Genomic DNA, 25450 nt, shown 5'->3' with positions numbered 1-25450 from the left:
ACCTAGTTATTAAAATGGTAAAACTTCCAGTTTGTCTCGTGATCGGGCTTTAACTTCTCCCCCTTGATAATCGCTCTCAACATTTCCATCGGCAGATAATTTTCTTTGATCACGCGGTCATGGAATGCAGCATATGACATTTTCCCTTGATCTACTACCTCCTCTTTGATGCGCATCAACTGCAAGCCACCTACGAGATAGGCCAACTGATACAGCGGATCATAAGAGCCTTCAAAGGATCTCTTCACTTCACCGTGCGCATTAGCCGACTCAAATCCCACGCGGTTTACCAGATAATCGATGCATTGTTGCGGCGTCCACTCCCCTAAATGAAATTTGATACTAAAGGTTATTCGTGCGCAACGGTGCATGCGCCAAAATAACATTCCGATTCGCTCCTCTGGCGTTTTTGCAAACCCCTTGCTATACAGCAGCAACTCCCAGTACAATGTCCATCCCTCCGTCCAGAACGGCGTGTTAAATGCCTCTTCGCGATAAGGTTTGTACCGTCGATTCATAAAATATTGCAGATGATGACCGGGAATTAACTCATGCTGAACTGTACCGCGGGAAAAATAAGGATTATTGCCGCGCATGCTCATCAATTTTGCCTGCTGATCCATGGTATTTGTCGGATAGGATATGCTAATTTCCCGCCCGCCTGTAAAAAAGGGGTTGACCCGCTGCCGTTCAGGTGTCATCATGATCATACCCCAGGTCTCGTCTGCCAGCTCGGGAATATCCATGAGTTTATTTTGTTCGATAAATTGCTGTGCATCATTATACAATTTCATAATGAGCTCGGGCTGTTCCCCAATGGGTACATAGGAGTTTTTAACCTTTTCCTGCGCTGCCCGCCAGTCATCCCCAAAGCCCATTTCACGGCTTGCTTTCAATAACTCCGCTTCACACCATTTAAACTCTTGATCAGCCAATTTTAAAAGGTCAGTAGCGGTATAACTGATCATTTCAGCTTTGAGCCTTCGGTTTATATCCTTTTCGCCAATTGGCACACCCGCAATCTGGCTACCATCATCAAACACTTTCCGGTCGCTTTTTGCACCTAATTTTTCCTTGTAGTCTGACAACTTGTTTTTCACCTGTTGAAAGATGGCGGGTACCCACCACGTAAATTCGGGGTCGTAACCATTGTAAAAATCGAAGGTGCTCGTGATCCTTAAATCCAACGAATTTAATAAGGCGGTTAGAAAGTTCACATCGGCATCAGGAATTTTGGTTTTTCCCTGCAATGCAGCGATTGATTGATCTATTTCTCCCACAACGAGCGTCAGTTCTTTCGCGACATCTTCTCCCGCGAGACGCTTCCCCCTACGACGTTCCTTTTCAAGTGTAAATATTCGCTGTGCAAAAGGTAAATACATGGCTAACCGCTTGTAATTCGACTCATCTTCTTCCAATGAAAGGAGATCACTTTTTAGTTTGCGCTTGAGTAAGATAAAATCTACCTGTCCCGATGTCTCGAGTTCTTCATAGGGAAACTTGTCCAGTTTGTTCAAATATTCGTTATCCAAACGTTGGAGACGTGCCAACTGTTCGGGCGAAGCGGCAGCCTGTTGATTGCCCCAGCCTTTGGGCATAGGGCCATAAAAATAATTTATCGCCTCGACATCATGCTTGTATTGCACAATAAAAGGTTCTATAGGGGTTGTATGGTCGTATAATTTCATCTTCTGTGCATGCATGGAGATGGGGAATAGAAAGAGCAGCCCATAAAACAATGTTTTGGGAGCTTTAAAAGAAAAAGAACGATTCATAATTTGGGTGTTGGTTTATATCCTAATTTTATCAGTCAAAACGATCAGGCCTAAAACCAGCGATTTCAGGCTCGATTTTCTTTCCTGCCAATAAATCTGCAACAACTTTCCCATAGGCAGGTCCCAAGCTCAACCCCATCATTCCACCCCCGCCCGCAATTAGGACATTATCAAATTTTTTCAATCTGCCCAGATAGGGCAATCCATCAGGCGAGCATGGTCTGTAACCATACCATATTTTTTCGCTTGGGTAATCTACCTTCAATTCGGGATAATATTTAGGAATAGATTCTACAATTCCGCGGACACGGTTTTCATAAATCCGATCATTTGCAGGCCCCAACTCCATCGTACCACTGAATCTGATCTGGCCATTCATAGGCGTTACAGCAACACGAGCCTCCAGTAATAATGCCGCATGATTCAATGTGTTCTCTTTCTCGGGCTGATACATAAATGAGTATCCTTTTCCAGGCATAAGCGGTGTATTTATGTGCAACTTTGAGGTCAGCTGCGGCAAATAAGCACCACCGGTCAATACAAAAGCATCTGCTTGAAAACTTCCCTTATCACTGATTGCCTCTTTAATCTTATTTCCGGACGTAACAAACTTATGGACTTCAGTTTTTTCAAAAAAAGCTACGCCAGCGGCTTTCAGGTAGTGAATCAATTGCTGCATTAACTTGGAAGGATATAGTTTTCCATCACATCGATAAAGTATGGCGCCTAATACATCCAGTTTCAGATTGGGTTCCAGTTCTTGAACAGCATTCCCTTCCAGAATATCGACATCCAGTCCGAGATCCTGCGCACGATGGGCCAGCTCAATCTCTTCATGCTGCATTTCCTTTGATTTATACATCATCAGTATACCGTTCTGCTTCAGTTCAAAATCAAAGCCATCTTCCACAGCCAATTCATTGTACAGCCTGCTGCTATATAAGTTCAGATCGCGAATAGCAGATGCATGTTGGTCTACATGGGCGCGATTGGCATGTTTTAGAAACTTTAGTCCCCAATTGACCAACCGAGGGTTTAGCGAAGGCCGTACATAGAAAGGGCTTTTGCTATTGAACATCCACTTTATCCCTTGTGCTACTATACCTGGGGCTGCCAAGGGAGTAAAGTGACTCGGAACGATCATACCAGCATTACCGTAAGAACAGTTATTATCCAAAGTGTTTTTTTCCAGTATTTTCACTTCCCACCCGTCTCTCACAAGGTAATAGGCCGAAGCAAGTCCGGCAATTCCAGCGCCAATTACGACAACTGTACCTCTATTGTTTTCTTTCACGTTGCTATTGTCTTATTAAATTACTAAATCACCTGAAAACCTCCAAAATAAGGATCTTCATCATCTAAAAAAATGGTATTATACCCTGTTATCCGCGCCCAGCCTTCTATGGAGGGTACAATAGCCGGCCGACCATCCACGGTTGTCTCAGCTTCGATTTTACCGGTGAATTGCGAACCTATATAGCTTTCATGTATAAATTCGGTTCCTTTTTTGAGTTTTCCCTTTGCATACCATTGTGCCATACGCGCAGAAGTACCTGTTCCACATGGAGAGCGATCCAGGGCATTATCTCCAACCAATACGGCATTACGTCCGGATGAATTGGAAAGCTTTGGATTGCCGGTCCATTGGATGTGTGTCAACCCATGGATATTGGCATCTTCGGGATGTACGAAGGAATATTTTTCGTTTAGCAACTGGCGGATTATCTTACCATAATGGATCAATTGGCTCGCCGAATAGGAGCTAATATCATCAAAATTAGCCTGCGGATCGATAATACCGTAGAAATTCCCACCGTAGGCCACATCAACGCTAATTGCACCCAGATCCGGGCAATCGACCGTTAGGCCTTCAGCATATAAAAATGATTTTACATTTGTAAGCTTGACACTTTTTACTTTGGGTCCTTCCTGCACATAGTCAATATGTACAAGTCCAGCCGGAGTTTCCAACCTCAATTTTCCGGGAACCTTAGGTTGAACGAGTCCTTCCTCAATGGCAATCGTAACGGTACCTATCGTTCCATGTCCACACATGGGAAGGCAGCCACTCGTCTCAATGTAAAGAACACCAATGTCGTTTTGAGGATCGAATGGTGGATAGAGCATACTTCCGCTCATCATGTCGTGTCCGCGTGGTTCAAACATCAATCCCATACGGATCCAATCGTAGTCACGTATAAAATGTAATCTGCGCTCCATCATGGAATTTCCCGCTAATAACGGGGCTCCCCCGGCGACCAATCGCACGGGACAACCACAGGTATGCGAATCAATACAAAAAAAAGTTTTCTTCATTTCTGATTCTTTGTTGTTGATATGGTCATTTGTTTAAATTATGCTTTAGTCCATTGTTGATTGACCAAACGATCAATTTGTAATGGATTTCCATCCTGCAATTCTTTGGGTAAAAATTCGTTTGGCCAATTTTGAAAGCTCAAAGGTCGCAGAAAACGCTTTACCGCATCGGGTCCCACAGAAGTAAAACGCGCATCTGTGGTTGCCGGAAAAGGGCCACCATGCTGCATGGCATATTGAACTTCTACGCCTGTTGGCATACCCTGAAACAAAAGCCTTCCGCATCTATCCTGTGCCAAGGCAAAAAGATTCTGACAGTCGCGAATATCATGCGCCGAAGCTGCGAAAGTGATGGTTATCTGCCCTTCGAGCTGCTCCATTACCTGTTTCATTTCGTTGAGATCCGCACAAGATATAATTAGTCCAAAAGGTCCAAAAACCTCTTCCAATAACTTAGGATTAGCTAAAACTTGGCTTGCCTCGGTTTCCACAAGTAGTGCCTGAGCAAAATCTTGCGCTGCATTATCCTGTCCTTCTTCTAATATACGAACACCATCGTATTGAACCATTTCCTCTTTTAAACGGTTGTAGGTATCCAATATGCCTGCGTGCAGCATTTTGCCAGTATTGGCAGCTTGAAGTTCTTTCTTCAGCTCCGCTTTAAGTCGATCCAGCTGTTCGCTTCCGACACTGACCAAAACACCTGGATTGGTACAAAATTGACCAACACCTAAAAGTAGTGAGGAAATATACTGCTTTGCAAAAGCTTCAAGATTGTTAGTAAGGTAATCAGGTAAAAGAAAGACCGGATTTACGCTTCCCATTTCAGCAAATACCGGAATAGGATCGGGCCTTGACTGTCCGAGATCAAACAAGGCTTTCCCGCCATGAAATGAGCCTGTAAATGCGACCGCCTTCACACAGCTATGGCGCACCAATTGCTGTCCGGCGTCGAAAGAATCCGACACCACATGACTAAAAACACCTTTTGGAGCACCATACATTGAAATCGCCCGATCGATAGCGTCGGCCATTAGTTGAGAGGTTTTGCGATGAGCAGGGTGAGCCTTTACGATAACCGAACAGCCTGCACCAATGGCACTTGCTGTATCTCCGCCAGCAGTCGAAAAGGCGAAAGGGAAATTACTAGCGCCAAAGACGACAACTGGACCGAGTCCTTTGTTATATTTCCTTAAATCAAATTGGCCATTTGGATCCCGATCTATCCGCGCTTCACTGTATAAACCTGTGCGGACGGCATCGGCATACCGACGCCACTGATTGACGGTTCTCGCCTTTTCCCCTTGCAGTCTTCCCAAAGGAAGTGCCGTTTCCAGATGAGCTGTTTCAATCAATATTTCGCCCAGTCCCTCAATTTCAGCGGCAATAGCATACATTAATTCCGCTCTTTCAGTGACATCAGTTTTCTGAAGAAACTGAAATCCAGCATCTGCCTGTTTTACGACGTAATCAATGTCATTTTGCGTTCTATCCATTCCTTTTGTTTTTATTGTAAGTAGTATCTTCAAAAATCAATAAAAACCTTCCCTATATTTTCATCCCTTGTGGCTTGAATATAAATAAGAAGGTTCTTTCCGCCTATTATTAACAGACCCTAAAAAGGAAATTTTCTGAACCTTCTTTCAGAAAGTTCAGAAACGTCCCTATAGTTGTGGTCTGGTTGCTATTGAATCTGCAATAATTTTTTTCACCCGTTGTTCTTCCTCACCAATCAATGGTAATCGAGGGGCGCGTGTATAGGGTGTTGAAATTCCTTCGGCTGTTGCAGCTAATTTAATATATTGGACCAATTTAGGGTGAATATCCAATTCTAATAAAGGCATAAACCAACGGTATATTTCTACGGCTTTGTTGTACTCACCCGCCTTCACTAAATCGTACATAGCAACCGTTTCTTTAGGAAACGCGTCTACCAATCCAGCCACTAAGCCATCAGCTCCCAACATCAAAGACTCAAGTCCCAACGTATCAACGCCAGCCATAATCTTCAAGCGATCACCGAAACGATTTTTTAAACGCGTAATATTGGTTAAATCGCGTGTCGATTCCTTCACTGCCTGAATATTTGGTTCTAATAATAGTTCCTCAAACATGTCGAGAGATACGTAGGTACTATAGTCAACGGGATTATTATAGATTAAGATTGGCAGTTTGGTACTTTGTGCTACAGTACGAAAATATGTCACAGCTTCTCGGTCATCAGCTCTATAGCGCATCGGTGGCAATAACATCAAACCATCTGCCCCCAATTCTTCACTGGTCTGAGCAACTTTAATTGCAGCAGCCGTCGTATTTTCTGCAATATTAAGCAACACCGGGACGCGCCCATCGACAAGTTTCAACGCATATGTCAATAAATCATATTTTTCTTCCGTACTTAAAACACTTGCCTCTCCCAACGATCCAGCGATAATTAGACCGTGAACACCTCCATCCAATTGTGCTTCAATGTTTTTACCAAACATATCAAAATCCAAATTTCCATTTTCATCAAATGGAGATAACATTGCAGGGTAAATTCCTTCCCATTTAAATTGTGCCATAGCGTATATTTTATTATTTCTTTATCACAAATCTATCTGAAATAAGATACACAGTCTTCTTATGAATTAATCAACACTGACCTAATATTGACCTTTTCCAGCAAAATCATTCATGACAAACCTGAAGAATGGCTTTTTAACTTTAAATGCAGACTTGGAACTTTTTTCAGTACGCGATGTATTATTTATTTTTTAAGATGAAGTTCGGTTTTAACAACGTAAATGTAAGTTCAACATTTATAATAATATTTACAAAAAATGGGCTATAAAAAAATACGTTCCAATACATAGGGGGCGCGTCGGCTTTTAAAATGTCATTATCTGACGTTTTGAGTATTCCTTAAATAGAAATTACACCGATAGGGACTACAACCAACAAAGGCTGCACTGTCAAACAGGCAACCTTTGCATCGTATTATAAATACTTAAAAATGGTTAACTAAATGTTGCTTTCCTTTCTATATGCATAATAAAAAACTATGGGTAATATTGAAAAGGACAGTATCATACACATAATCAATCCACCCACAATCATGATAGCTAGCGGCTTTTGAATTTCGGATCCCATTCCATTGGAAAGCGCGGCTGGTAATAATCCCATTGCACCCATTAAAGCGATCATTAAAATGGGCCTTATGCGGCTCTTTACAGCTTCATAGATAGCAGGTTTCAAACTCATCTTATGTACCAGATTTTCTTTCATAACCCCAATTAAAACAATACCGTCAATCGTGGCTACACCAAAAAGAATAATAAATCCAATACCTGCCGAAATTCCAAAAGTTGTTCCGGTGACCCACAAGGAGATAAATCCGCCAATAAATGCAAAGGCGAGGGTCAGCGAAGAAATCAGTGTATCTTTTACATTGCCGAAATTGGCATAAAGTAGTAATAATATTAAAATCAAAGAAATAGGAACGACGTTCATCAACTGTTTGGTTGCCCGTTCTTTGCTTTCAAATTCGCCAGCCCATACCACTTTATAGGATTTAGGCAACTGAATATCCTGATCTATCTGTTTTTTTGCGTCGGCAATAGTGCTTCCCAAATCCCGTCCTTCAATGTTAAAACCAACGCCAATATACCGGGAATTACCTTCTCTATAAATAAAAGCCGGACCGGTATGATAATCTATTGTTGCGATCTCGCGTAGTGGCACTTTCTGATCATTCATCGTCGGTATGATGATATTTCCGATCTTTTCTGGATTATCACGATATGATTTTTGGAAGCGCAGGCGAACATCAAAAATCCGCTCATTTTCGTAGAAATGCGTAACAGATTGCCCACCAATAGTCATTTCGATAACGGACTGTACATCTTTGGTTGAAACACCATATTTAGCCATCTTTGAATCATGCAATTGGATACGCAATTCAGGAAGGCCTATATTTTTAAAAACATTGACATCTGTGATGCCATCCACCTTTTTAAGTGACTCTGCAAATCTATTAGCTTTATTTTCTAAATCTTGTAAGTTTTCACCAAAAATTTTGATCACTAGTGGACTTTTTACTCCTGCTACATACTCCTCTACATTATCTTGGATGGGCTGGCTAAAACCAAAGTTGATTCCAGGAAATGTCTGTAGGCTGTCCCGCATCTGACCGATCAATTTCTCTTTTGACAGTTTACGTTTCCATTCACCCTGAGGTTTCAATTCAATATTGAATTCTATATTAAAAAAACCTGTTGGGTCTGTTCCATCATTGGGACGACCTGTCTGCGTCATAATAAAATCGATCTCATCAAACTGCTTCATCAATTTTGTCTTCATCGTTTTGGTCAACTTAACCGATTCTTCCAGATTGACACTGTTGGGTAGAGTTGCACGAACATAAATTGCCCCCTCATTCAGTTTAGGAAGAAACTCTGAACCATAGTGACTAAATCGAACAATACAAACTAACAACACACAGACAAAAATAGATAACGTCCATTTTGGATGATCAAAAGCCTTCTTAAAACCTTTAAAAATGGCATTCCGACTAACTTTAGTGATCTTATTTTCATCCTCTTTGATATTTTTTTTCAGCAAGTATTTACACATGGCGGGCACATAGGTCAAACTCAGGATCAATGAACCCAGCAAAGCATAACCGAGTGTAAAAGCCAATGGTGAGAACATCTTTCCTTCCACCTTTTGAAAAGAGAAGATCGGAGTCAACGCGACGATTAAAATCAACAGGGCAAAAAAGATATATCCGGCTACTGAACCTGCACTTTTTTTGATAATTCCTAACTTGGATATCTTATTAAAACGGGCTGTCCCAAGCCGATGTGCCTCCTTTTCCAAAGAGACAAAAACAGTTTCTACAATGACCAGCGTACCTTCGAGTAACAGTCCAAAGTCTAGGGCTCCCATAGAGATCAAATTGGCCGGCAATCCTTGAATCTTCAATAAGATGATTGCGAATAGGAAAGCTAATGGAATAACAGATGCGACAATAAAGGTTGTCTTCCAGTTGTTTAAAAAGATAAAGACGATAATCGAAACGAGCAGAACTCCCTCTATCAGATTTTTAGAGACTGTATGCACTGTATTGTTCACCAATTTCGTACGATCTATGACGGGTTCAATCTTGACATTTTCGGGTAAAATACGTTCATTCAGTTCAGCTATTTTTTCTTTTAACTTTGTCACGACTGCAGATGGATTTTCTCCCCTAAGCATAATGACAATTCCCTGGACAAGATCATCTTCTTGATTGAGACCTACCTGCCCGAGCCGAGGCTTGGCCCCTAATTCTACTTCGGCGACATGCTTGACGAGTATCGGTGTATTGCCCACCACTTTGATCAATATATTGCCTATATCATCGATTTTATCCAACAACCCTACACCTCGTACCACATAGGCCTGATTACCCTTTTGGATAACATCTCCGCCCACGTTGATATTCGACCGCGAAACGGCCTCATATACATCCAACGGCGAAAGGTTATAATTGGCCAATTCTGTTGGATTGATTTTTATTTCGTAAATCTTTTCCTCGCCCCCAAAACTAACGACGTCTGCCACCCCAGGCACACCAACGAGTTCCCGTTCAATCACCCAATCCTGAATGGCAGAAACCTCTTTAATCGGAAGATTACTCTTCACCACATAGCGAAAAATTTCTCCTGTTGCGCCAGAGGGTGGTTCAATGGAACTTTCAGCACCTTCTGGTAATTCAATAGAGCGCATTTTATTACCTGCATATTGCTGTGCGTAAAAGTCTGCTACACCATCTTCAAATTGAATCGTTACAACAGATAAACCAAATAATGATATCGAGCGAACATCCGTTTTCTTTGGAATCGTATTCATTTCTTTGGTGACTGGCAGTGTGACGAACTTTTCTATTTCCTCAGCACTGCGTCCCGGCCATTGCGTGATAATCCTAACCCTTGTATTGGTAACATCGGGAAAGGCTTCAATCGGTGTATGCAAATAGGCATATATACCGCCGAATAACAATGCCATCGTAAAAAAAAGGACGACCAAGGAGTGTTTCAATGAGAATGAAACAATATTTTGTACAACTTTCTTCATCCTATTTATTTATCAATTCATCAAATACAATCAGCTCATTTTCAGTCATCACCTGATCCCCCTCAGCCATTCCTGTTTTGACGAAAGCATAGGTTTCATTCTCAGCAACAATGTCTACTGGCTTTACAGCTAAATCACAATCATTCTTATAGAGAACTACAAAATTCTGATTGTTGTGAAGAATAATTGCATCTTTGGGTATTGCCAACATGTGCTCTTCCTGTCCAGACACGGCTTTTTCTACCAACACATCTACACTCATGCCGGGCTTTAATCTCAAGTCTTTGTTTAACAATTTTATACGCGCTTTAACAACACGTTCATCGGGATCAAAAAAATTCGCTACTTGATCAATATAACCTTCAAAAGATTCTCCTTTATAAGCTAATGTTGTGATCTTGACGGGAGCACCATTTTTTACAAAAGGCAGGTTATTTGCATAAATATTGACCGAAACCCATACTTCATTCAGTTTACTAACCGACAGTAACTCCGTATCATCGCCAACTGTCATACCGGGGCTCACCTTTTTATCCACAATATAACCAGCTTTAGGTGCACGGATATAAAACATACCGTTTTCTAATGATCCATTGAGCAGATTCATATTGGCCTTTACATTGCGAATTCCGATCTGTATGGCTTTCAGTTCACTGTCCATCTCTTCCAGCTCGCGTTGAGAAGCCATACCATCTTTCAGCAAGCTGTGCAGACTTTCCAATTTACGCTCCGTCAAGCGCTTACTATTTTCGAGCTCACGTAGCTCCTTTCCCAAATCATTGACTGATGTGCCTTTAAGCGACACAAGAATCTGTCCTTTCTCCACGTAGTCACCCATTTTGAACGAGACAGACTGCACGATACCGGGTATCGGACTCTTCAGCGCTGCAAGTTCATCCTGATCATATTGGATCACACCATTCAAAGCAATCTGTTCAGATACCGCCCTCTTCTTTATAGCATCAATTTTGATTTGGTTTTTGAAATCAGCACTAAGGCAGAAACCTTTGGTTGACAGGTTAGCCTGCTCTTCGTTTTTCGTCGATTGACATCCCCAAATTACACAGATGGACATCAAGGTCAATGGCATTAATAAGTTTCTTTTCATTAGACAATATCCTTTCCGATTAAATACATCAATTCTTCTCTATACTGTAGGTATTTGACCCTACGTTCCAATATCGATTCCTTATTTTCCATATAATTATTGATAAAGTCTATAAATTCAACAATGGTCAATCTCCGCTCTTGAAAATTTCGGACATAGCGCTCCAGCGCTACATCAAGATTATGATCAAAGCCTGTATTCATCGTTTTCAAACTCACTTCGAGATTGGTCAAGCGCGCCGAAAGGAAATCAATTTCGCGTTCGATGTCGATACGAAATTGCTCGATCTCCACTTTATTTTTCTCAAGTTCCAGTTTAGCGATTTTGATATTGCCCTGATTTCGATTAAATAAAGGAAGATCCATGGTCACCCCCAGCCCTACGAAATCACGCATAATATTTCCACCGCGGTCATAATTGATTGATACCTTCAAGTCCGGTATACGTTCTGCCTTTTCTATTTTCAGCTGAGCATCACTTTTTTTCAATTCGTTTCGGACGATTTTATAGTCGCTGCGATTGTTGAGGGCCATCATTTTCCACTCCTGTTTTCTTCCCTGCAGGAAATGTGGCATGTCGATCGTATCTGATATCGTGAGTGCGGCTCCTTCGTTCCCGAGATAGCGCGCAACCGCATTCATTTTTTCAATTTTCTCCTGTTGGATTTCATTTAATTTGTTCCCAAACGCGATAGATTCGCTTTGAATCCTAAGGTAGTCCATCTCACTTACATTGCCTTCTCTCCATTGATTTTGATAGGATTGAGCCAATGTCTGAAAGATATTGACCTGATTACCGTATAACTTTTCTTTTTCCTGCAAGATCTGTAATTCGAGACACTGACTCCGAAGATCATATTTCAGGTTCCGCAGCAATTCTTGGAATTGAAGCTGCGCATTCTCTTTTTCCAGCAGTTGCAGATGAACCCTTTTCTTTCGTTTACCAGCCATTTCGATAGTCTGTTCCAATTCGACCGACACCTGCTGGTATTTACCGTAATTACCGATCAGCGCTGGAAGCGATTCGCTGGAGGAGTTTTTCCAAAGATTGACCTCAGAGATTGAGATCGTTGGATTGGGCCACAACTTTTGCTGAAGCACAGCTGCCTCGGCTTGTTGCATATGAAAACGTTGAGCCATTAAGTTCAGGTTATGGGCCAGGAAAATTTGTTCTATCTCTGATTTTTGTAAACGGTTTTCGCCGGCTTCCTGTGAAAATAGCTTACTATTCAGGCCAAGTAGTAGCAATAATGTAATCTGTAGTTTTCTCACCTAATTTTGAATTTCTACAAAACTAACTGGCGAGGATTACAGGTAACTTTAGGGTAAATTAAAGTTTGATTAGAAGAGATTAGAAAACGGTTAGAATTTAGGGAATAGTAGCGATACCGTTGTACCCAAATCGGTTGAATGGATTTCAAAGTCAACCCCTTGATCCTTAAATACAATTTGGGCAAAAGAAAGACCTATACCACTGCCCTTGACGTTGCCTACATTCGAGCCACGATAAAAAGTCTGCTTCACAGACTCCAGTTCGGCTGCTGGAATGCCAATGCCGTGGTCTATAATCTGCAAAGACAATCTACCATTTGAATTTGTCATTCGGACAAGTACTTCTTGCCTATTTGCATATTTAAGTGCATTTTCTATTAAATTAGAGATAGAAAGTGTGACAAGCATCTTATTTCCCCAAAAATTAAAATGTTGCGGTTCATCGACCTGTATATCAATCTTCAGAGGAGCAGTAAACGATCGCGAAAGCTTAGGTACAAGATCCCAAACCACCTCATCGATCCTAAAAAGTTCTTGGGAACGTTTCACGGCCTGATCATCTGTGAGTAAAAGAAAATTACCAATTAGCTGATTCAGAAATTTCACATGGTCGGTAATAGTTTCAGCTAATTCACGATATTCTTCTTCGCTTCTCACTTTTGTGCCGAAAACCTCCATTGACCCGAGTATACCTGCCAGAGGCGTTCGAAATTCGTGTGAAACATAACTAACAAAGTTCTTTCTAATAATCATGTTTTCGCTAATCCGCCGCAGAAGAGCATTATAACTTTCAATAAGATCTTGCAGTTCATCCTTGGTATTTATACTTGTCAAGGGCTCTTGGATGGTACTTAAATCCTTGTGCTGAATTTCCTGGATTACTTTACGAATGGGCAGATAGGCATACTTACTTAGCCAAACTGACAACAAGGCAATACTGATCAATGCGACAAGAAATACAAGGACAAGTGTCATGAGCAAACGATTCAATTGATGATCAAAGTCAGCACTTGATTCTTTTACAAACACAAAGAAATCGCCTTGATTATCGGGATAATACAAACCAAAATAAAAGCTATCTTCTGTTTTTAAATAGATTGTTTTGTCTGTTTTCAGCTGGCGTAATAAATCCTTATTAATTAGACTATCGAAACGCATACCGCCGTAACTTACTTTTCCTGCGGCATTGTAGACTGCTACCATAGCACGTTTGACCAAACTTTCATATTGATTTTTAGATTCCAAATGCTTTAATGGACTCTGTTCATCCGCTTCAAGGTAATAAATACCGGCAATCTTTGCATTTTTTTCCAGCGAGCTTATTAGATGTCGTTCAGACGAATTGTAAAACATCCAGTAAATGACTACTGTTGCAAGTGCGAAAATAATGGTGAATACCAACGTTGAAAAGAGTGTAAGCCGAATCTTTAAATTCATAATCAGTCCGTTGTAAGCATGTACCCCACACCTTTCACTGTTTTGATAATGGAAGCCACATGACCAGTGTCGACCTTACCTCTTAGATAAGAAACATACACATCGACTACATTGGTATTATTATCAAAATCAATGCCCCAAACAGCTTGTAATATTGCTGTTCGCGAAAGAGTTTTATTGCGATTTTCGATCAGATACTTCAATAGCTTGAATTCTTTAGGAGATAGATCGACATTTTTACCATTCTTGAAGACTTCGTAGCGTTCAAGATCGACCTTTAAATCGCGAATCTCTATACTACTATCATTTTGTACATTTTTATAGTTGTCCCTGCGTACTAGCGCTTTAATACGGCTTACCAATTCCTTAAAAGAAAAGGGCTTGACAAGATAATCGTCAGCCCCACTTTCTAAGGCCTCGACTTTATCTTCAATCTCTCCTAAAGCACTTAAAATCAATATCGGAATATGATTTTTTCGATACCTGATTGTCTTTGTAAACTGTATGCCATCTATACCAGGCAACATAATATCAAGTACAATAATATCCAATGAATCTACATTGATCCATTCGCGTGCCGCTTCCGCAGATTCAACGAGGATCACCTGGTTTCCCATTTCTTCTAAGCCTTTAACGACGAAGCTGCTAATGCGGCGATCGTCTTCTACTAAAAGTATCTGCATAGTATACGCTGTTTATTTTTATGTGGGATTATAAAAATCATGAATTCCTCTTAGAATCTTACAAGTATACAAATTTACAATTTAATCGTCCGATAATCCATAGGCGCCCCCACTTCTTCAATCCTGTCCACTGATTTTTAGGGATACATCCAATCAACATTAATCGATTCTGATATAAAATACTTCGCATCACCTAAATTGATTATCCTTAACCAAATAATTAACGCCGCATCAATTGCCTAGCACAGAGCAGCATTGGGCGGACTACCGGATATAGAAAAGATTGCGCCTCAGGTTGAGTTTCTTGTCACCGATGGCTGTTGAATAGCCTGCCAGATTACTTATAAATTAATATTGCTCCCATACAGCAGTTTTAATAAACGACATGATTGTGATTTAAAAATAGCAACATAATTACTATTTTGGTTTATAGGCAACCCAATGTTAGGTACTATAAAAAATGTGCGTATGACTAGAATTAAAGCGTGTTCTACTAATTTTTCGAATAAAAAGAGACTTGAAAATGACTGTCCTGAAGTATTTGCGGCCAATGTGATTGGCGGTCAGTGGGCTTTAGCAATATGTTGCTATCTCATCAATGGAAGTTTGCGCTATACGGAGATCAGAAAATGTTTACCCAGTATTACCGAACGCATGCTGACCCTACAGCTGCGGAAACTGGAAGAGCATAGAGTTGTAAAGCGTCACGTATATGCGGAGGTACCTGCACGCGTTATGTATGAACTGACCAAGCTTGGTTATCCGCTCAGACCGATCATCGAGGAACTGGGGAAATGGGGGGAAAAATTAAAACAAGCTCCAGAATTTAATAAATAGGCTTTATCTAACTTCACGTAGTTTCATTTTTATTGGAGGCAACGTGCCGTTACCAGCAATTGGCCCACGTGACGCTGCGCATGTTCTGCAGCATGAAACAACAGGCCAATCAATGTGGTGGGGATGCGTTTTCTTCCCAAAAAACGTTGCTCGGTCAATATATTCGGATCGATTAAAGCTAACTTTTGCAAAGATCTGTTGATCTGTTGATGTAAGTTTTCGATAAGAGATGCAAGACTTGCATCGACATCTTCTATACCTTCTCTGTGGAGATAATTCAATTGCTCATCCGAAAGGGGCTTGCTTTCAGCGTAAGTAAACATTCGGTCGATTACCCCACTGATATGCTGTAGGTGAAAACCTATGCTGGCATTCCCACAGGGCTTTGTCCAGAGCTGTTGTGCAGACAGCTGATCAGTATAGGTGGATACATCCTCTGCGACTTGCGAAAGTGTATGTGCAACAGGCTGCAGCAGATCGGGAATTCCAGCAATGGGTCCGCGCATCCACACTTCTAAATTTTCCATATAAATATCTAATATGTTATTTTCAACTATTAATGTACTGCCATGTCCACCTCGTGAAAATTTGTAAGTAAAAACAAGCTTTGATAACGTAAAAATAATGACTTCTTTTAATTTGTATAAAGAACATCAAATTATTTTAAAATAAATTTGCATAGTGTAGAAAATACACTTACATTTGTACCATCATAATTTAGGTTTATAATTGGTTATTTAAGGTTTTCATTCTCCCCGTTTGAAAACCTTTTTTTTGGGGCTGAAGTAAAGTATCGGTTCATCAAAATAGACCTAATTTTTCTCTCTACATCTAGATTTCGTATTTATTACTATCTTCCACTCATTAATATGTATTGATGGCAGGCGAATCATAAGGATAAGAACAGCGCTTTTATTAACGTAAAAGGGCAACGTTTTACATTGCCCTTCATTTCTATGTTTAGTCTTCGATTCTTTACATCTTATAATACTGTTCCCAGCCTCTAGCCGGTGGAGGTCCGGCTAGAAGAGCATTGGCAAATTTATCATTGACAATTTCTTTTGTCTGAGTATTCAGTACCAATTTACTGTTTAATCGCTGGGCAATGACACCTAAACAAAACACTTGGCTCAAAGGACCTGCAATTTCAAAAGCCGACCGCGTCTTCTCTTCACCTTTACACCCCTTTAAGAAATTAGCAAAGTGGTTGGATGGTGATATTGGCACTTCCGGTAAACGAGCCGCCATTTCTTTCCCCTTCGCTTCTGGAATAATCTGCAGCGTACTGGCGTGGGAGCCACCTTTAAATATCAAATCCTTGCTATAGATAATTTTTCCGGGATTTAATTTAGCGGGCTCTAATTTTCCTGTACTTGGTGGAGGAATATTAGGATCCAGTCCGGATACCCCATAGCCTTCGGGTATAGGTGGCAAATTATCCAAGCCGTCATACCAATTAATATCTACTGCAGGCATTTTTTTTCTTTTTGGAAAATGAAATTTTAAGGTGGAAGACATCGGAAAAAAATACGAATTATACCCCTCTAGCTTTACCGCTGAGACTTCGGTTGGGAGTCCCAAATCTAAAAATTCATGTGCTGTATCCAATATATGAGCCCCCCAATCGCCCAAAGCGCCCATTCCGAAATCGTACCAACAACGCCATTGTCCATTGACAAAATCTTTATTATAATTGTGACCAATAGTCTGCATCTGCCAAAGATCCCAGTCTAGCGTTTCGGGTATCATCTCCGCGGCAGGAAAGCCCTTCATATTCACGTCCCAGCCATGCCATCTGCGCGGCATATTCATGTGCGCATCTATGCGTGTAACATCTTTAATAATACCCGCATCTTTCCAAGCTTTAAACTGAAAATAATTTGCTTCAGAATGCCCTTGGTTTCCCATTTGGGTAGCAAGTTTCGGATTTTTCCGAGCTTTTTCTGTCATAAGTTCAACCTCAAGAAATGTTCTTGCCATTGGTTTTTCCACATAAACATGTTTGCCCAAATCCAATGCAAGCATCGTTATTGCAAAATGAGAGAAATCAGGGGTTCCTATGCTCACAGCATCGATCTGATTTCCCATTTTGTCAAACATCACCCTAAAATCCTTAAATTGAGGTGCGTCGGGAAACATACCCAATATCTCCTGTGTATGTTTAGCGCCAAGATCCACATCACATAAGGCTACGATATTACAGAGTCCAGTCTTATAGAGTTCTTTAATGATTTCCGCTGCCCTATTGCCTAATCCTACGCAGGCTAGATTAACACGTTCATTGGGTTTGGCCAGATTGACCTTTCCTAAGACACTGTTGGACAACATAACAGCTCCTGCAGCAATAACGGACTGTTTAACAAAGCTTCTGCGCGATAAATAATGATTCATAAAGAGTAGTCTTAATTGGGTGTATTGATTTTTATACTGCGAAAGGAGACCCGATCACCATGGTCCTGCAAAAGAATAAAGCCTTCCTTAGCTTCGCCAAAGTTCTCCCAGTCTTTATACTTGCTGATTTGAACCAAATCTTTAAACGCTTTGGAGCCCCGTTCATAAGACAGCATTTTAATGCCATTCAAATAATGTTCAACTTTATTATCTGCTGTAACAACAACTCTACCCCTATTCCATTCACCGATCGGTCTGCGTGCACGCTCATCACGGTTGGATGTGATGAGGTCATATAGGGATGCCAACGTACGGTTTCCGTCCCTACCCAACTTTGCATCAGGGTGCAAAGCATCATCAAGCACTTGGTATTCTAAACCAATAGCCGATCCTTTTGATTTTTCTTTCAAGGTGACAAAATATTTAACACCACTATTTGCACCTGGACTAAGCTTAAATTCAAATGAAAGATCAAACACAGCATATTTATCTTTTGTGACAATATCTCCACCATTAGTTGATTCTCCGCCGTCAGATTTTAGTACAGTCATTTGTCCGTCCTTGACTTCCCACCCCCGTTCTGGAAATTTATCGCTATGTATGCTTCGCCAGCCTTTATTGGTTTTACCGTCAAATAAGAGTTTAACACCCTTTTTCTTTTCAGCATCGGCCACTTCATTGGGCTTGAGATTGACGATATATACATCTTTAGGAAAACCTTTCGGTTTAAGATCAGTTGTCTTTATTTTTACATTCTTAAAATAAACTTTCTTTCCATCCAATTGCGCCGGAATACTATGCACCTGTAGTCCGATAAACCCTATTCTATCAATAGTATCAACAACGTAAGACACTGGAATATCATTGACCCAAGTACGCAACTCATCGCCGATGGCCTCAATTCGGATATGATTAAATTCTTCTGCTTTATATGCTCTTTTGGCATTTTCATTTAAATCCAAAGGATAAATCCATCCACGACGTGCTTCATCATATATTCCACCCGTCCACGCGCGCTCGGATGGATCAATCTCTACTTGTCTTCCATATACACGCCCTCGTCCATCATTGGCTTTTGGATCGAGATGGCTCCTAGTTTGGATACCTGAATTAGTTTCATTTCCTTCGAGTTTAATATCCAGCTCCAATATGAAATCACCGTATTCCTTTTCAGTAATTAAAAAAGAATTGGGGGTGCCTTTTGTCATTCGGCCGACAATAGCATCTCCCTCAATAGAATAGGGGGCTTTTCCTCCAACAGTCTTCCATCCATTTAGCGTCTTTCCATCAAAAAGGTTTGTCCAACCTTTTTCATTACTCTTATCTGTCTGGGCATGGGTCAATACAACATTGCTGACCATAGCTGCCACTAAAACAGATTTAAATAGTGTATTTCTTCTCATTTTATAATTTAATCTAGAGTCTATAGACCCGGTTTATTTATTCATCATTGGTTTGTAAATCATAACAAGTTTAAGCCACATACATCCTAATTTAGGTATGGGCTATTCATTTCAATTGAATTGAATTGGCAAAACAATATATTAATTAATATAAGTGAAATGAATCAAATGGTATGATTTATTTACGAAAACGTTTGAATCTGCACCAAAGAAAGCATGTTCCATTCAAAAGTAAAATTGTTTAGGCTATATTTTTAGGTTAAAAGATCGAGTGTAAAAAAGCTTCTTAAATAGTGCTTTTAGACTGCCCTTTTGAAGAGCCGATGACAAGTTTACCTAAACATTGGCGTGTTCCTCTTGTGTCAACATGCAAAAGTGAAGCTAATCAGCAAGCTGCATCCGATATCGATTTCGTATGCTGAAAGGCGTATTTGGTGATATGATGATCTTTAAGATGTGTAAACGAAAACAATTGGCAAAATATTTGGATAATACGAAAATTATATACAACTTTAAAGCACAAGCACCTGATCTAAAACAGGCTACAAATTAGTAGAGGAAATTTTTTATTTTAAAACGATGATTTTATCTTATAATCGATCATGGATAAAATTCTAAATTAGTTTTTTTGCAGAAAAACTTACTTAATGTACAAAAAGTAGCATACGAAATATGACAACCAACCTCATTAAGGTATATACAGTAGTTTCAAAAGAAGTAAGGGAAGATCCAGATTTGTTCACCAATCTCGAAGGTGTCTTCTCAACATATGAAAAAGCGCAGGAATATATTGATCAGTTTTTTGGTAATGCTAAATATGGTTATCGATCTATTATTACGACATATTTAGATCCTTTTCAAGAAGAAATCCAAAATAAAAATTCGTATTATAGCATTTCATCTCAATTAGTAGCTTCGCAGCTAGAGGTAGAGATTTGTAAAACTTCTTTTGCGGTTGTTCTCTCTGAAGTTGAACAACTACGCATAGATCCAGCAACCTCAGAAAAACCGCTTGAACTAAACCTGCACTGTTTTGCTGCTTCGGAAGAAAGTGCTATGGAAAAATTCGAAAAATTAGTCTATGACTATGCAAAAGAGCACAACCTTCAATTTCGAATTAATCCCTTCCGTGTTGCTGATTCTGACCAATGTTACTAGTCTTTAGTTGTAGCTAATTTTAACGGCGCATTCAGCGGATTATTCTCTTTCGGATTTCACTTAAATATTCAGGCGTAAACCCAAGAAATGATGCAATCAGATATTGCGGAACACGTTGTACAAAATGAGGGTACTTTTGAAGCATATCCAAATAGAACTGCTCTTTGGATAAAGAGAATAGATATTTAATCCGCATCTGCGCCGCGGCATACGCCCTTTGGTAAACAAAGCGGAAATAACGCTCCATTGTAGGAAATGCCGCCACCAATTTTTCCTGATCTTCCTGACTGATATATGCCAATTCTGATTTTTCTACTGCTTGAATGTAAAATGTAGTGACTGCCCGCTGTTCAAAAGCCATATTGTCTGTGATCCACCAGTTTTGTATCGCAAATTCCGTCGTTTGTTCGACACTTTTTTCATTAACAAAGAATTTTCGAAGCATACCGTTCAATACAAAAAAATGATATTTACAAACCTGTCCCTCTTCCAGTATATTTTCTTTTCTTGCGACCGTTTTTGTTCTCAAATATCCCAGTATTTCCTCTAATTGGATCGGATCTACATCGATAAATTTCTTTAAATGTCCTTTGAGATTTTCTAACATTTTGACAATTTATTGTACAATCAAAACTACTATTCATTTTACTAAAAAAAATGTTCAAATCTATTTCAATAACATTCAATTTAAAAGGACTCACAAAATAAATTGATATATTACGGATAATCATTCAACAGCTGCGAATAATAAATGCGAATAGATTAGACCGTTTTTACTGCTTATCTTTATGAAAAGCAAGTCTAAAATGAGCAATAAACAGAAAGAGCCGTTTTGCAGCAGATAATCTTCGCCTATTTTTAACAGAGTTTATATGTTTATAAAAAGAAAAATTAATGATCAAAATTCATTTTAACAAAGGTAAAATTATCATAAGCATGGTGCTTTGTTTTTTCGCGACAGTCGTTGCGCTTTATGCTTGGTTACATAAAGATCTTATTGTAAAACTGGCGTCGACGGTGTGGGCGCTAGCAGCAGCAAGCGTATTTTACCTCAGAATACAGCAAATGAGTCGCTATCAAAAAGGGATAGCAGCACTCACGATAGATCAGGACATGCTCGTAAACAACAGCGCATTAAAGCCCCAGCCAATTCCGTGGACGGACATCGATTGCTTTGTTACCGGTTTATACCGAACGTCTTCTATATTTATAAAATTAAAAGACTCTTCATTGCTACGAAAACAAAAAACAAACCGTCTCATACATCTCTTAAGCTTTATCGACCGTAACCTTTCCACAAAGCCAGCTCGTCTATGGATCGACATGGATGTGATCAATATCAGGGAAGAGGAGCTTATTCCACTATTAAATCAAAAATTGACACAGTAAATAGGAATCGTTCATATCTTAACAAAGGATAATTTCAAAATACCCTTTGTTAAGATGCTATTTATGTTGTGATATACTGAACTTCATGAGCTTCTGTCAACTGAGGAACGTCCAAACTACGGAGCATTTTATCTAACACTGCGTCAGGTAATGGATATTCTCGATCTCTATTCTGTGTGCGCCATACCTGATAGGGCTTTTCGACATACAGTAATTTAACATAGGCTTGGTAGCCAACAAAAAGATCGATCAGCTGCTGACGCATCTGGGAAGTTATATTCGTGGCATTCCAGATAAAATCCTGTCCACAGCGCAAATATTTTTTTGCCTGTTCTTTCGCTTCTTGTATGACCCATCCATTTCTCCTTTTATCAGTGGGATCAATGCGATATTTGCGTCTGATATCATCCAGGCTAATAACGGGTATATCTGCATTCATTTTTTGAATATGATAATCTTTACCCATTCCGGGCAGCCCTGAAAGCACGATAACCGTAGATTTAAATGTATCGAAAGGAACATAATCGACGTAGCTGTCTTTTCCATTAAAATAGGTAAATCGAGCATTGTCTGTTAAAAAGGGACGAGCCTCATTCCAGCAGCCAATCTCCTTGCTATACAGTTCAAACATATCCAACGCATAGAGCAGTGCATCCAGATCGAGACAATATCTACCTTTGGCATCTGCTTCAGCCAACAGCTTGAGCTGACTCATATTTACAGTGAGCGAAGCCTCCAGGGCGCTCTTCAGGGGATCAGCTTTCTCCATAAGCCATAATGGCAAACCATGGTAGCGTACCAAGGACACAATTTGCTCCCTTATGGCGAAAGGAGTCTCCACATCACGAAACAAAATCTCGCGCGCGGTCTTCGCGCCTTTTTTAGCGTGATTTGGCGAACTGATACGTCCATCTGACCCGAGAATGGTGGTGGATCTTTTTTCGACATCATGCAACAAGGCAGAAGCCCAGATCAACTCCTGCTTTTGCCCGTCCAGCTTTTGGTATTCAGGGAGCTCTTCAAGCTGCTGAAGAACCATTTGTGTATGAATTGCTACATTTCCTTCTGCATGATGCCAAGGATCCTGCTGTACCTTTTCCATATCCATTACCCAAGAGAATTTATTCTCTAACGTCGCCCAGTCCTTATCTACTGCTATTTTCCATTCCATTAATAATCTCTCCTTTCCCAAATCATTTTTGTCCTACGCCATGACTTTGTCCAATGTTCATCAGTCTGCACATGTCCCTTTCTTACATATTTAAAAACGTTGTGCTGAAATTCGCCAACACTATATGCGTCGACATTCCTACACACCACCCCTTCCATCGTACATATATGTCCAGTTTTAGCATCAACAGATCCAAACACCGAGGGCTGTGTGGACAAGTTTTCGACTGAACGTTGAAGCTGCTGTTCTGTCATATCCTTTACATTTTCGAATTTTAAAACAGGTACCATGGGCAAATCAAATAAACTAGCGTAAAAAGTAACTTCTTCCCACGAAAGCCATTGATCTTTAATTCGAGCAGCGAAAACATAGTAATAGTGCTCTAGTTTCCGATATTCGATTGAATGTATAGCATAAAGATTTTCACCAAAAAACTCCAAATCATCCAGATCATTTTTTAATCTGGCCCAATGTTCCCTTAGCTGGGCCGTCCATGGCGAGGTAGTCGGGGCCGCATGAGACCGTGCAAATACCCCCCTTTGTGAAAGACAGTTGTTTTCACCATCTAACTTTTCTGTATATAACAGTTGATGGAAGGATTGTATATCCGTCCAATAATGCTGATTAAAACGATCGTCGCTGCTTGTCCCCGGAGAAAAAGGGAAATGGTAGGTACGACCATATTTTGTTGAATTCATTTTTAAAATTTAAGTCCATACTAAAAAATTGAAGACGTAGGAATAGGGTAATCAAATCAGATAAATCCGTTGATTACTTTTCCTCCTAAATATCGACAATGCATTACATGGCTTTACGTTTTAAAAATTGATAACATGAATGATCTACAGCTGCAAAATTATAAAATTTATTTTAAAAACATAATCAATGCTATCGATCCTAGAAAATGAAAGCGGATATGGACACCAAAGCGTAATGTTATTAGTTTGAAATTAATAAAATCATTACATTTGCCAACAACTAAATAACTCGAAATATCGTTTAAACCGAATTGAGGACTTATCGAAATGAAAGATTTCCCACAACTAGAAACAGAACGACTTATTCTCAATGCAATTACTACTTCTGATATTCCACAGATTGTTGACTATCTTAAAGATAAAGTATATTCGGACTTTACATCAAATATTCCTTACCCATACCGAAAAGAAGATGCTGAATATTGGCTTAAATTAGCAGAAGAAGCATATATCAATCGTAAAGGTTTTACTTTTGCTATTCGAAATAAAGATAAAAAACTGATTGGGGCGATCGGATTACACGATGAAGGCTCGGATAAGGCTGAGCTGGGATACTGGATTGCTATTCCTTATTGGAACAAAGGTTATGTTACTGAAGCAGCAAAAGCCATCATTGACTTTGGATTTAGAGAACTGCATTTTAACAAGATTTTTGCGACCTACTTTCCACATAACCCAGCTTCGGGAAAGGTCATGGAAAAAATAGGCATGGAAAAAGAAGCACTATTGAAACAGCATCTAAAAAAAGATGGAAAATATTATGATATTCCATTATACTCTATTTTCAATACGGAAAAATAAAAGAGGTATTCGTGAATAAAAAATCAAGTTTAGCTCTGATTATACATTTACTATACTCATATTTTATGTGGCAGTACCCTTATTCTTTCTGTATTAATTTCAAGGTATTCCATGACTATATTCGGTATAATATGGAAAATTTGCTGATTAACTTACCAAAAGCAGTATGCTAAACTTAAACATATACTATATTTAGGAAATGGCTACATTTAAAGAACTGAGAATTATAAAGAATAAAATATGAAAATATTCGCATTCGCTGGGAGTAATTCTTCCACTTCGATCAACAAACAGCTGGTCAAATTTGTACTTAAAAGTTTTGATGAACACGAGATTAATTTGATCGATCTGAATGACTATGACATGCCAGTTTTTTCCGTCGATCTCGAAAAAGATGGGTTTCCGCGGGAAGCACAGCTTTTCCTAGACAATATAGCTGCTTGTGATGTTATTATTTGCTCGCTTGCTGAGAATAACCGTTCCTATAGCGTTGCATTTAAAAATGTGTTCGACTGGGCATCTAGGATCAATGTGAAAGTTTTCCAAGATAAACCCATGCTTCTTATGACTACCTCGCCAGGGGGATATGGCGGTGGGAATGTCATGGCGGAAGCCCAAAAGTTCTTTCCGCAGTTTGGAGCAATCATTAAAGAAACATTTTCGCTTCCCAAATTTTACGAAAATTTTGATCAGAATAATGGCGTAATCAGTCCAGAACACAGTGATACGCTAAAGGAAAGAATTGCTGGATTTAAAAAGCAGATTTCTGCCTAATCGTACTTTCGTAATCCACTGTTACTTTTCTAAGCTTTGCAATTCATTCCTTCAATGCATTGAATTTGCTGGGTAAAGC

21 protein-coding genes are annotated in these 25450 nt (G+C 39.8%); 5 read left to right on the top strand and 16 right to left on the bottom strand.

Annotation, left to right across the window (positions count from 1 at the left end):
• Nucleotides 1-2: 2 nt before the first annotated feature.
• From B2W36_RS13765 to B2W36_RS13720, 10 genes are all read right to left on the bottom strand, one after another.
• Nucleotides 3-1775 (bottom strand): DUF885 family protein, encoded by a 1773-nt coding sequence (locus tag B2W36_RS13765; RefSeq protein ID WP_293888217.1) that lies wholly within the window; start codon nucleotides 1773-1775, stop codon nucleotides 3-5.
• Between the two features lie 31 nt (nucleotides 1776-1806).
• A complete protein-coding gene (locus B2W36_RS13760; protein WP_293888215.1) occupies nucleotides 1807-3069 on the bottom strand; it encodes an NAD(P)/FAD-dependent oxidoreductase in 1263 nt (420 codons plus the stop codon).
• 23 nt (nucleotides 3070-3092) lie between these two features.
• Entirely contained in the window at nucleotides 3093-4091 is a 999-nt protein-coding gene (locus B2W36_RS13755; RefSeq protein ID WP_209575847.1) for a 4-hydroxyproline epimerase, read from the bottom strand.
• A 38-nt stretch (nucleotides 4092-4129) separates the two neighbouring features.
• On the bottom strand, nucleotides 4130-5587 hold the full coding sequence (locus B2W36_RS13750; RefSeq protein WP_293888214.1) for an aldehyde dehydrogenase (NADP(+)): 1458 nt from the start codon (nucleotides 5585-5587) through the stop codon (nucleotides 4130-4132).
• Between the two features lie 168 nt (nucleotides 5588-5755).
• Nucleotides 5756-6655, bottom strand: coding sequence for a dihydrodipicolinate synthase family protein (locus tag B2W36_RS13745; protein WP_293881132.1), 900 nt, complete (start codon nucleotides 6653-6655; stop codon nucleotides 5756-5758).
• 439 nt (nucleotides 6656-7094) lie between these two features.
• Nucleotides 7095-10190, bottom strand: coding sequence for an efflux RND transporter permease subunit (locus B2W36_RS13740; protein ID WP_293881134.1), 3096 nt, complete (start codon nucleotides 10188-10190; stop codon nucleotides 7095-7097).
• 1 nt (nucleotide 10191) lies between these two features.
• Nucleotides 10192-11298, bottom strand: coding sequence for an efflux RND transporter periplasmic adaptor subunit (locus B2W36_RS13735; protein ID WP_293888212.1), 1107 nt, complete (start codon nucleotides 11296-11298; stop codon nucleotides 10192-10194).
• Nucleotides 11298-12569 (bottom strand): TolC family protein, encoded by a 1272-nt coding sequence (locus B2W36_RS13730; protein ID WP_293881138.1) that lies wholly within the window; start codon nucleotides 12567-12569, stop codon nucleotides 11298-11300. The genes B2W36_RS13735 and B2W36_RS13730 overlap by 1 nt, the downstream gene beginning before the upstream one ends.
• Nucleotides 12570-12659: 90 nt before the next feature.
• The gene (locus B2W36_RS13725; protein ID WP_293888211.1) at nucleotides 12660-14006 is read right to left on the bottom strand and encodes a sensor histidine kinase; all 1347 of its coding nucleotides are present in this window, start codon (nucleotides 14004-14006) and stop codon (nucleotides 12660-12662) included.
• A 2-nt stretch (nucleotides 14007-14008) separates the two neighbouring features.
• Entirely contained in the window at nucleotides 14009-14689 is a 681-nt protein-coding gene (locus tag B2W36_RS13720) for a response regulator transcription factor (RefSeq protein ID WP_293881142.1), read from the bottom strand.
• A gap of 468 nt (nucleotides 14690-15157) precedes the next feature.
• On the opposite strand from B2W36_RS13720, the gene B2W36_RS13715 reads away from it, so the two are divergent.
• On the top strand, nucleotides 15158-15526 hold the full coding sequence (locus tag B2W36_RS13715; protein WP_293888210.1) for a winged helix-turn-helix transcriptional regulator: 369 nt from the start codon (nucleotides 15158-15160) through the stop codon (nucleotides 15524-15526).
• A gap of 29 nt (nucleotides 15527-15555) precedes the next feature.
• On the opposite strand, the gene B2W36_RS13710 is transcribed toward B2W36_RS13715, so the two are convergent.
• From B2W36_RS13710 to B2W36_RS13700, 3 genes are all read right to left on the bottom strand, one after another.
• Nucleotides 15556-16053, bottom strand: coding sequence for a DinB family protein (locus tag B2W36_RS13710; RefSeq protein WP_293881146.1), 498 nt, complete (start codon nucleotides 16051-16053; stop codon nucleotides 15556-15558).
• A 448-nt stretch (nucleotides 16054-16501) separates the two neighbouring features.
• Complete coding sequence (locus tag B2W36_RS13705) at nucleotides 16502-17917, bottom strand: Gfo/Idh/MocA family protein (protein ID WP_293881148.1); 1416 nt, start codon at nucleotides 17915-17917, stop codon at nucleotides 16502-16504.
• An 11-nt stretch (nucleotides 17918-17928) separates the two neighbouring features.
• Complete coding sequence (locus tag B2W36_RS13700; RefSeq protein WP_293881150.1) at nucleotides 17929-19320, bottom strand: 3-keto-disaccharide hydrolase; 1392 nt, start codon at nucleotides 19318-19320, stop codon at nucleotides 17929-17931.
• A gap of 672 nt (nucleotides 19321-19992) precedes the next feature.
• On the opposite strand from B2W36_RS13700, the gene B2W36_RS13695 reads away from it, so the two are divergent.
• A complete protein-coding gene (locus B2W36_RS13695) occupies nucleotides 19993-20478 on the top strand; it encodes a hypothetical protein (RefSeq protein ID WP_293881152.1) in 486 nt (161 codons plus the stop codon).
• Nucleotides 20479-20509: 31 nt separating this feature from the next.
• Here the strand turns inward: B2W36_RS13695 and B2W36_RS13690 are convergent, their stop codons facing one another.
• Nucleotides 20510-21085, bottom strand: coding sequence for a Crp/Fnr family transcriptional regulator (locus B2W36_RS13690; RefSeq protein ID WP_293888209.1), 576 nt, complete (start codon nucleotides 21083-21085; stop codon nucleotides 20510-20512).
• 287 nt (nucleotides 21086-21372) lie between these two features.
• On the opposite strand from B2W36_RS13690, the gene B2W36_RS13685 reads away from it, so the two are divergent.
• Complete coding sequence (locus B2W36_RS13685) at nucleotides 21373-21867, top strand: hypothetical protein (RefSeq protein WP_293881156.1); 495 nt, start codon at nucleotides 21373-21375, stop codon at nucleotides 21865-21867.
• A gap of 61 nt (nucleotides 21868-21928) precedes the next feature.
• Here the strand turns inward: B2W36_RS13685 and B2W36_RS13680 are convergent, their stop codons facing one another.
• Together B2W36_RS13680 and B2W36_RS13675 are read right to left on the bottom strand one after the other, a co-directional pair.
• Complete coding sequence (locus B2W36_RS13680) at nucleotides 21929-23038, bottom strand: AAA family ATPase (RefSeq protein ID WP_293888207.1); 1110 nt, start codon at nucleotides 23036-23038, stop codon at nucleotides 21929-21931.
• Nucleotides 23038-23736, bottom strand: a complete 699-nt coding sequence (locus B2W36_RS13675; protein WP_293881160.1) for an RNA ligase family protein — start codon at nucleotides 23734-23736, stop codon at nucleotides 23038-23040. The genes B2W36_RS13680 and B2W36_RS13675 overlap by 1 nt, the downstream gene beginning before the upstream one ends.
• A 327-nt stretch (nucleotides 23737-24063) precedes the next feature.
• Between B2W36_RS13675 and B2W36_RS13670 the strand changes: the two genes are divergently transcribed.
• Nucleotides 24064-24597 (top strand): GNAT family N-acetyltransferase, encoded by a 534-nt coding sequence (locus B2W36_RS13670; protein WP_209575890.1) that lies wholly within the window; start codon nucleotides 24064-24066, stop codon nucleotides 24595-24597.
• 240 nt (nucleotides 24598-24837) lie between these two features.
• On the top strand, nucleotides 24838-25371 hold the full coding sequence (locus B2W36_RS13665) for an NADPH-dependent FMN reductase (protein WP_209575891.1): 534 nt from the start codon (nucleotides 24838-24840) through the stop codon (nucleotides 25369-25371).
• Nucleotides 25372-25450: the final 79 nt, after the last annotated feature.

This window comes from Sphingobacterium sp. UBA3549 (assembly GCF_002376635.1).
Lineage (GTDB): Bacteria > Bacteroidota > Bacteroidia > Sphingobacteriales > Sphingobacteriaceae > Sphingobacterium.
This window is presented reverse-complemented; position numbering and strand designations above follow the sequence as displayed.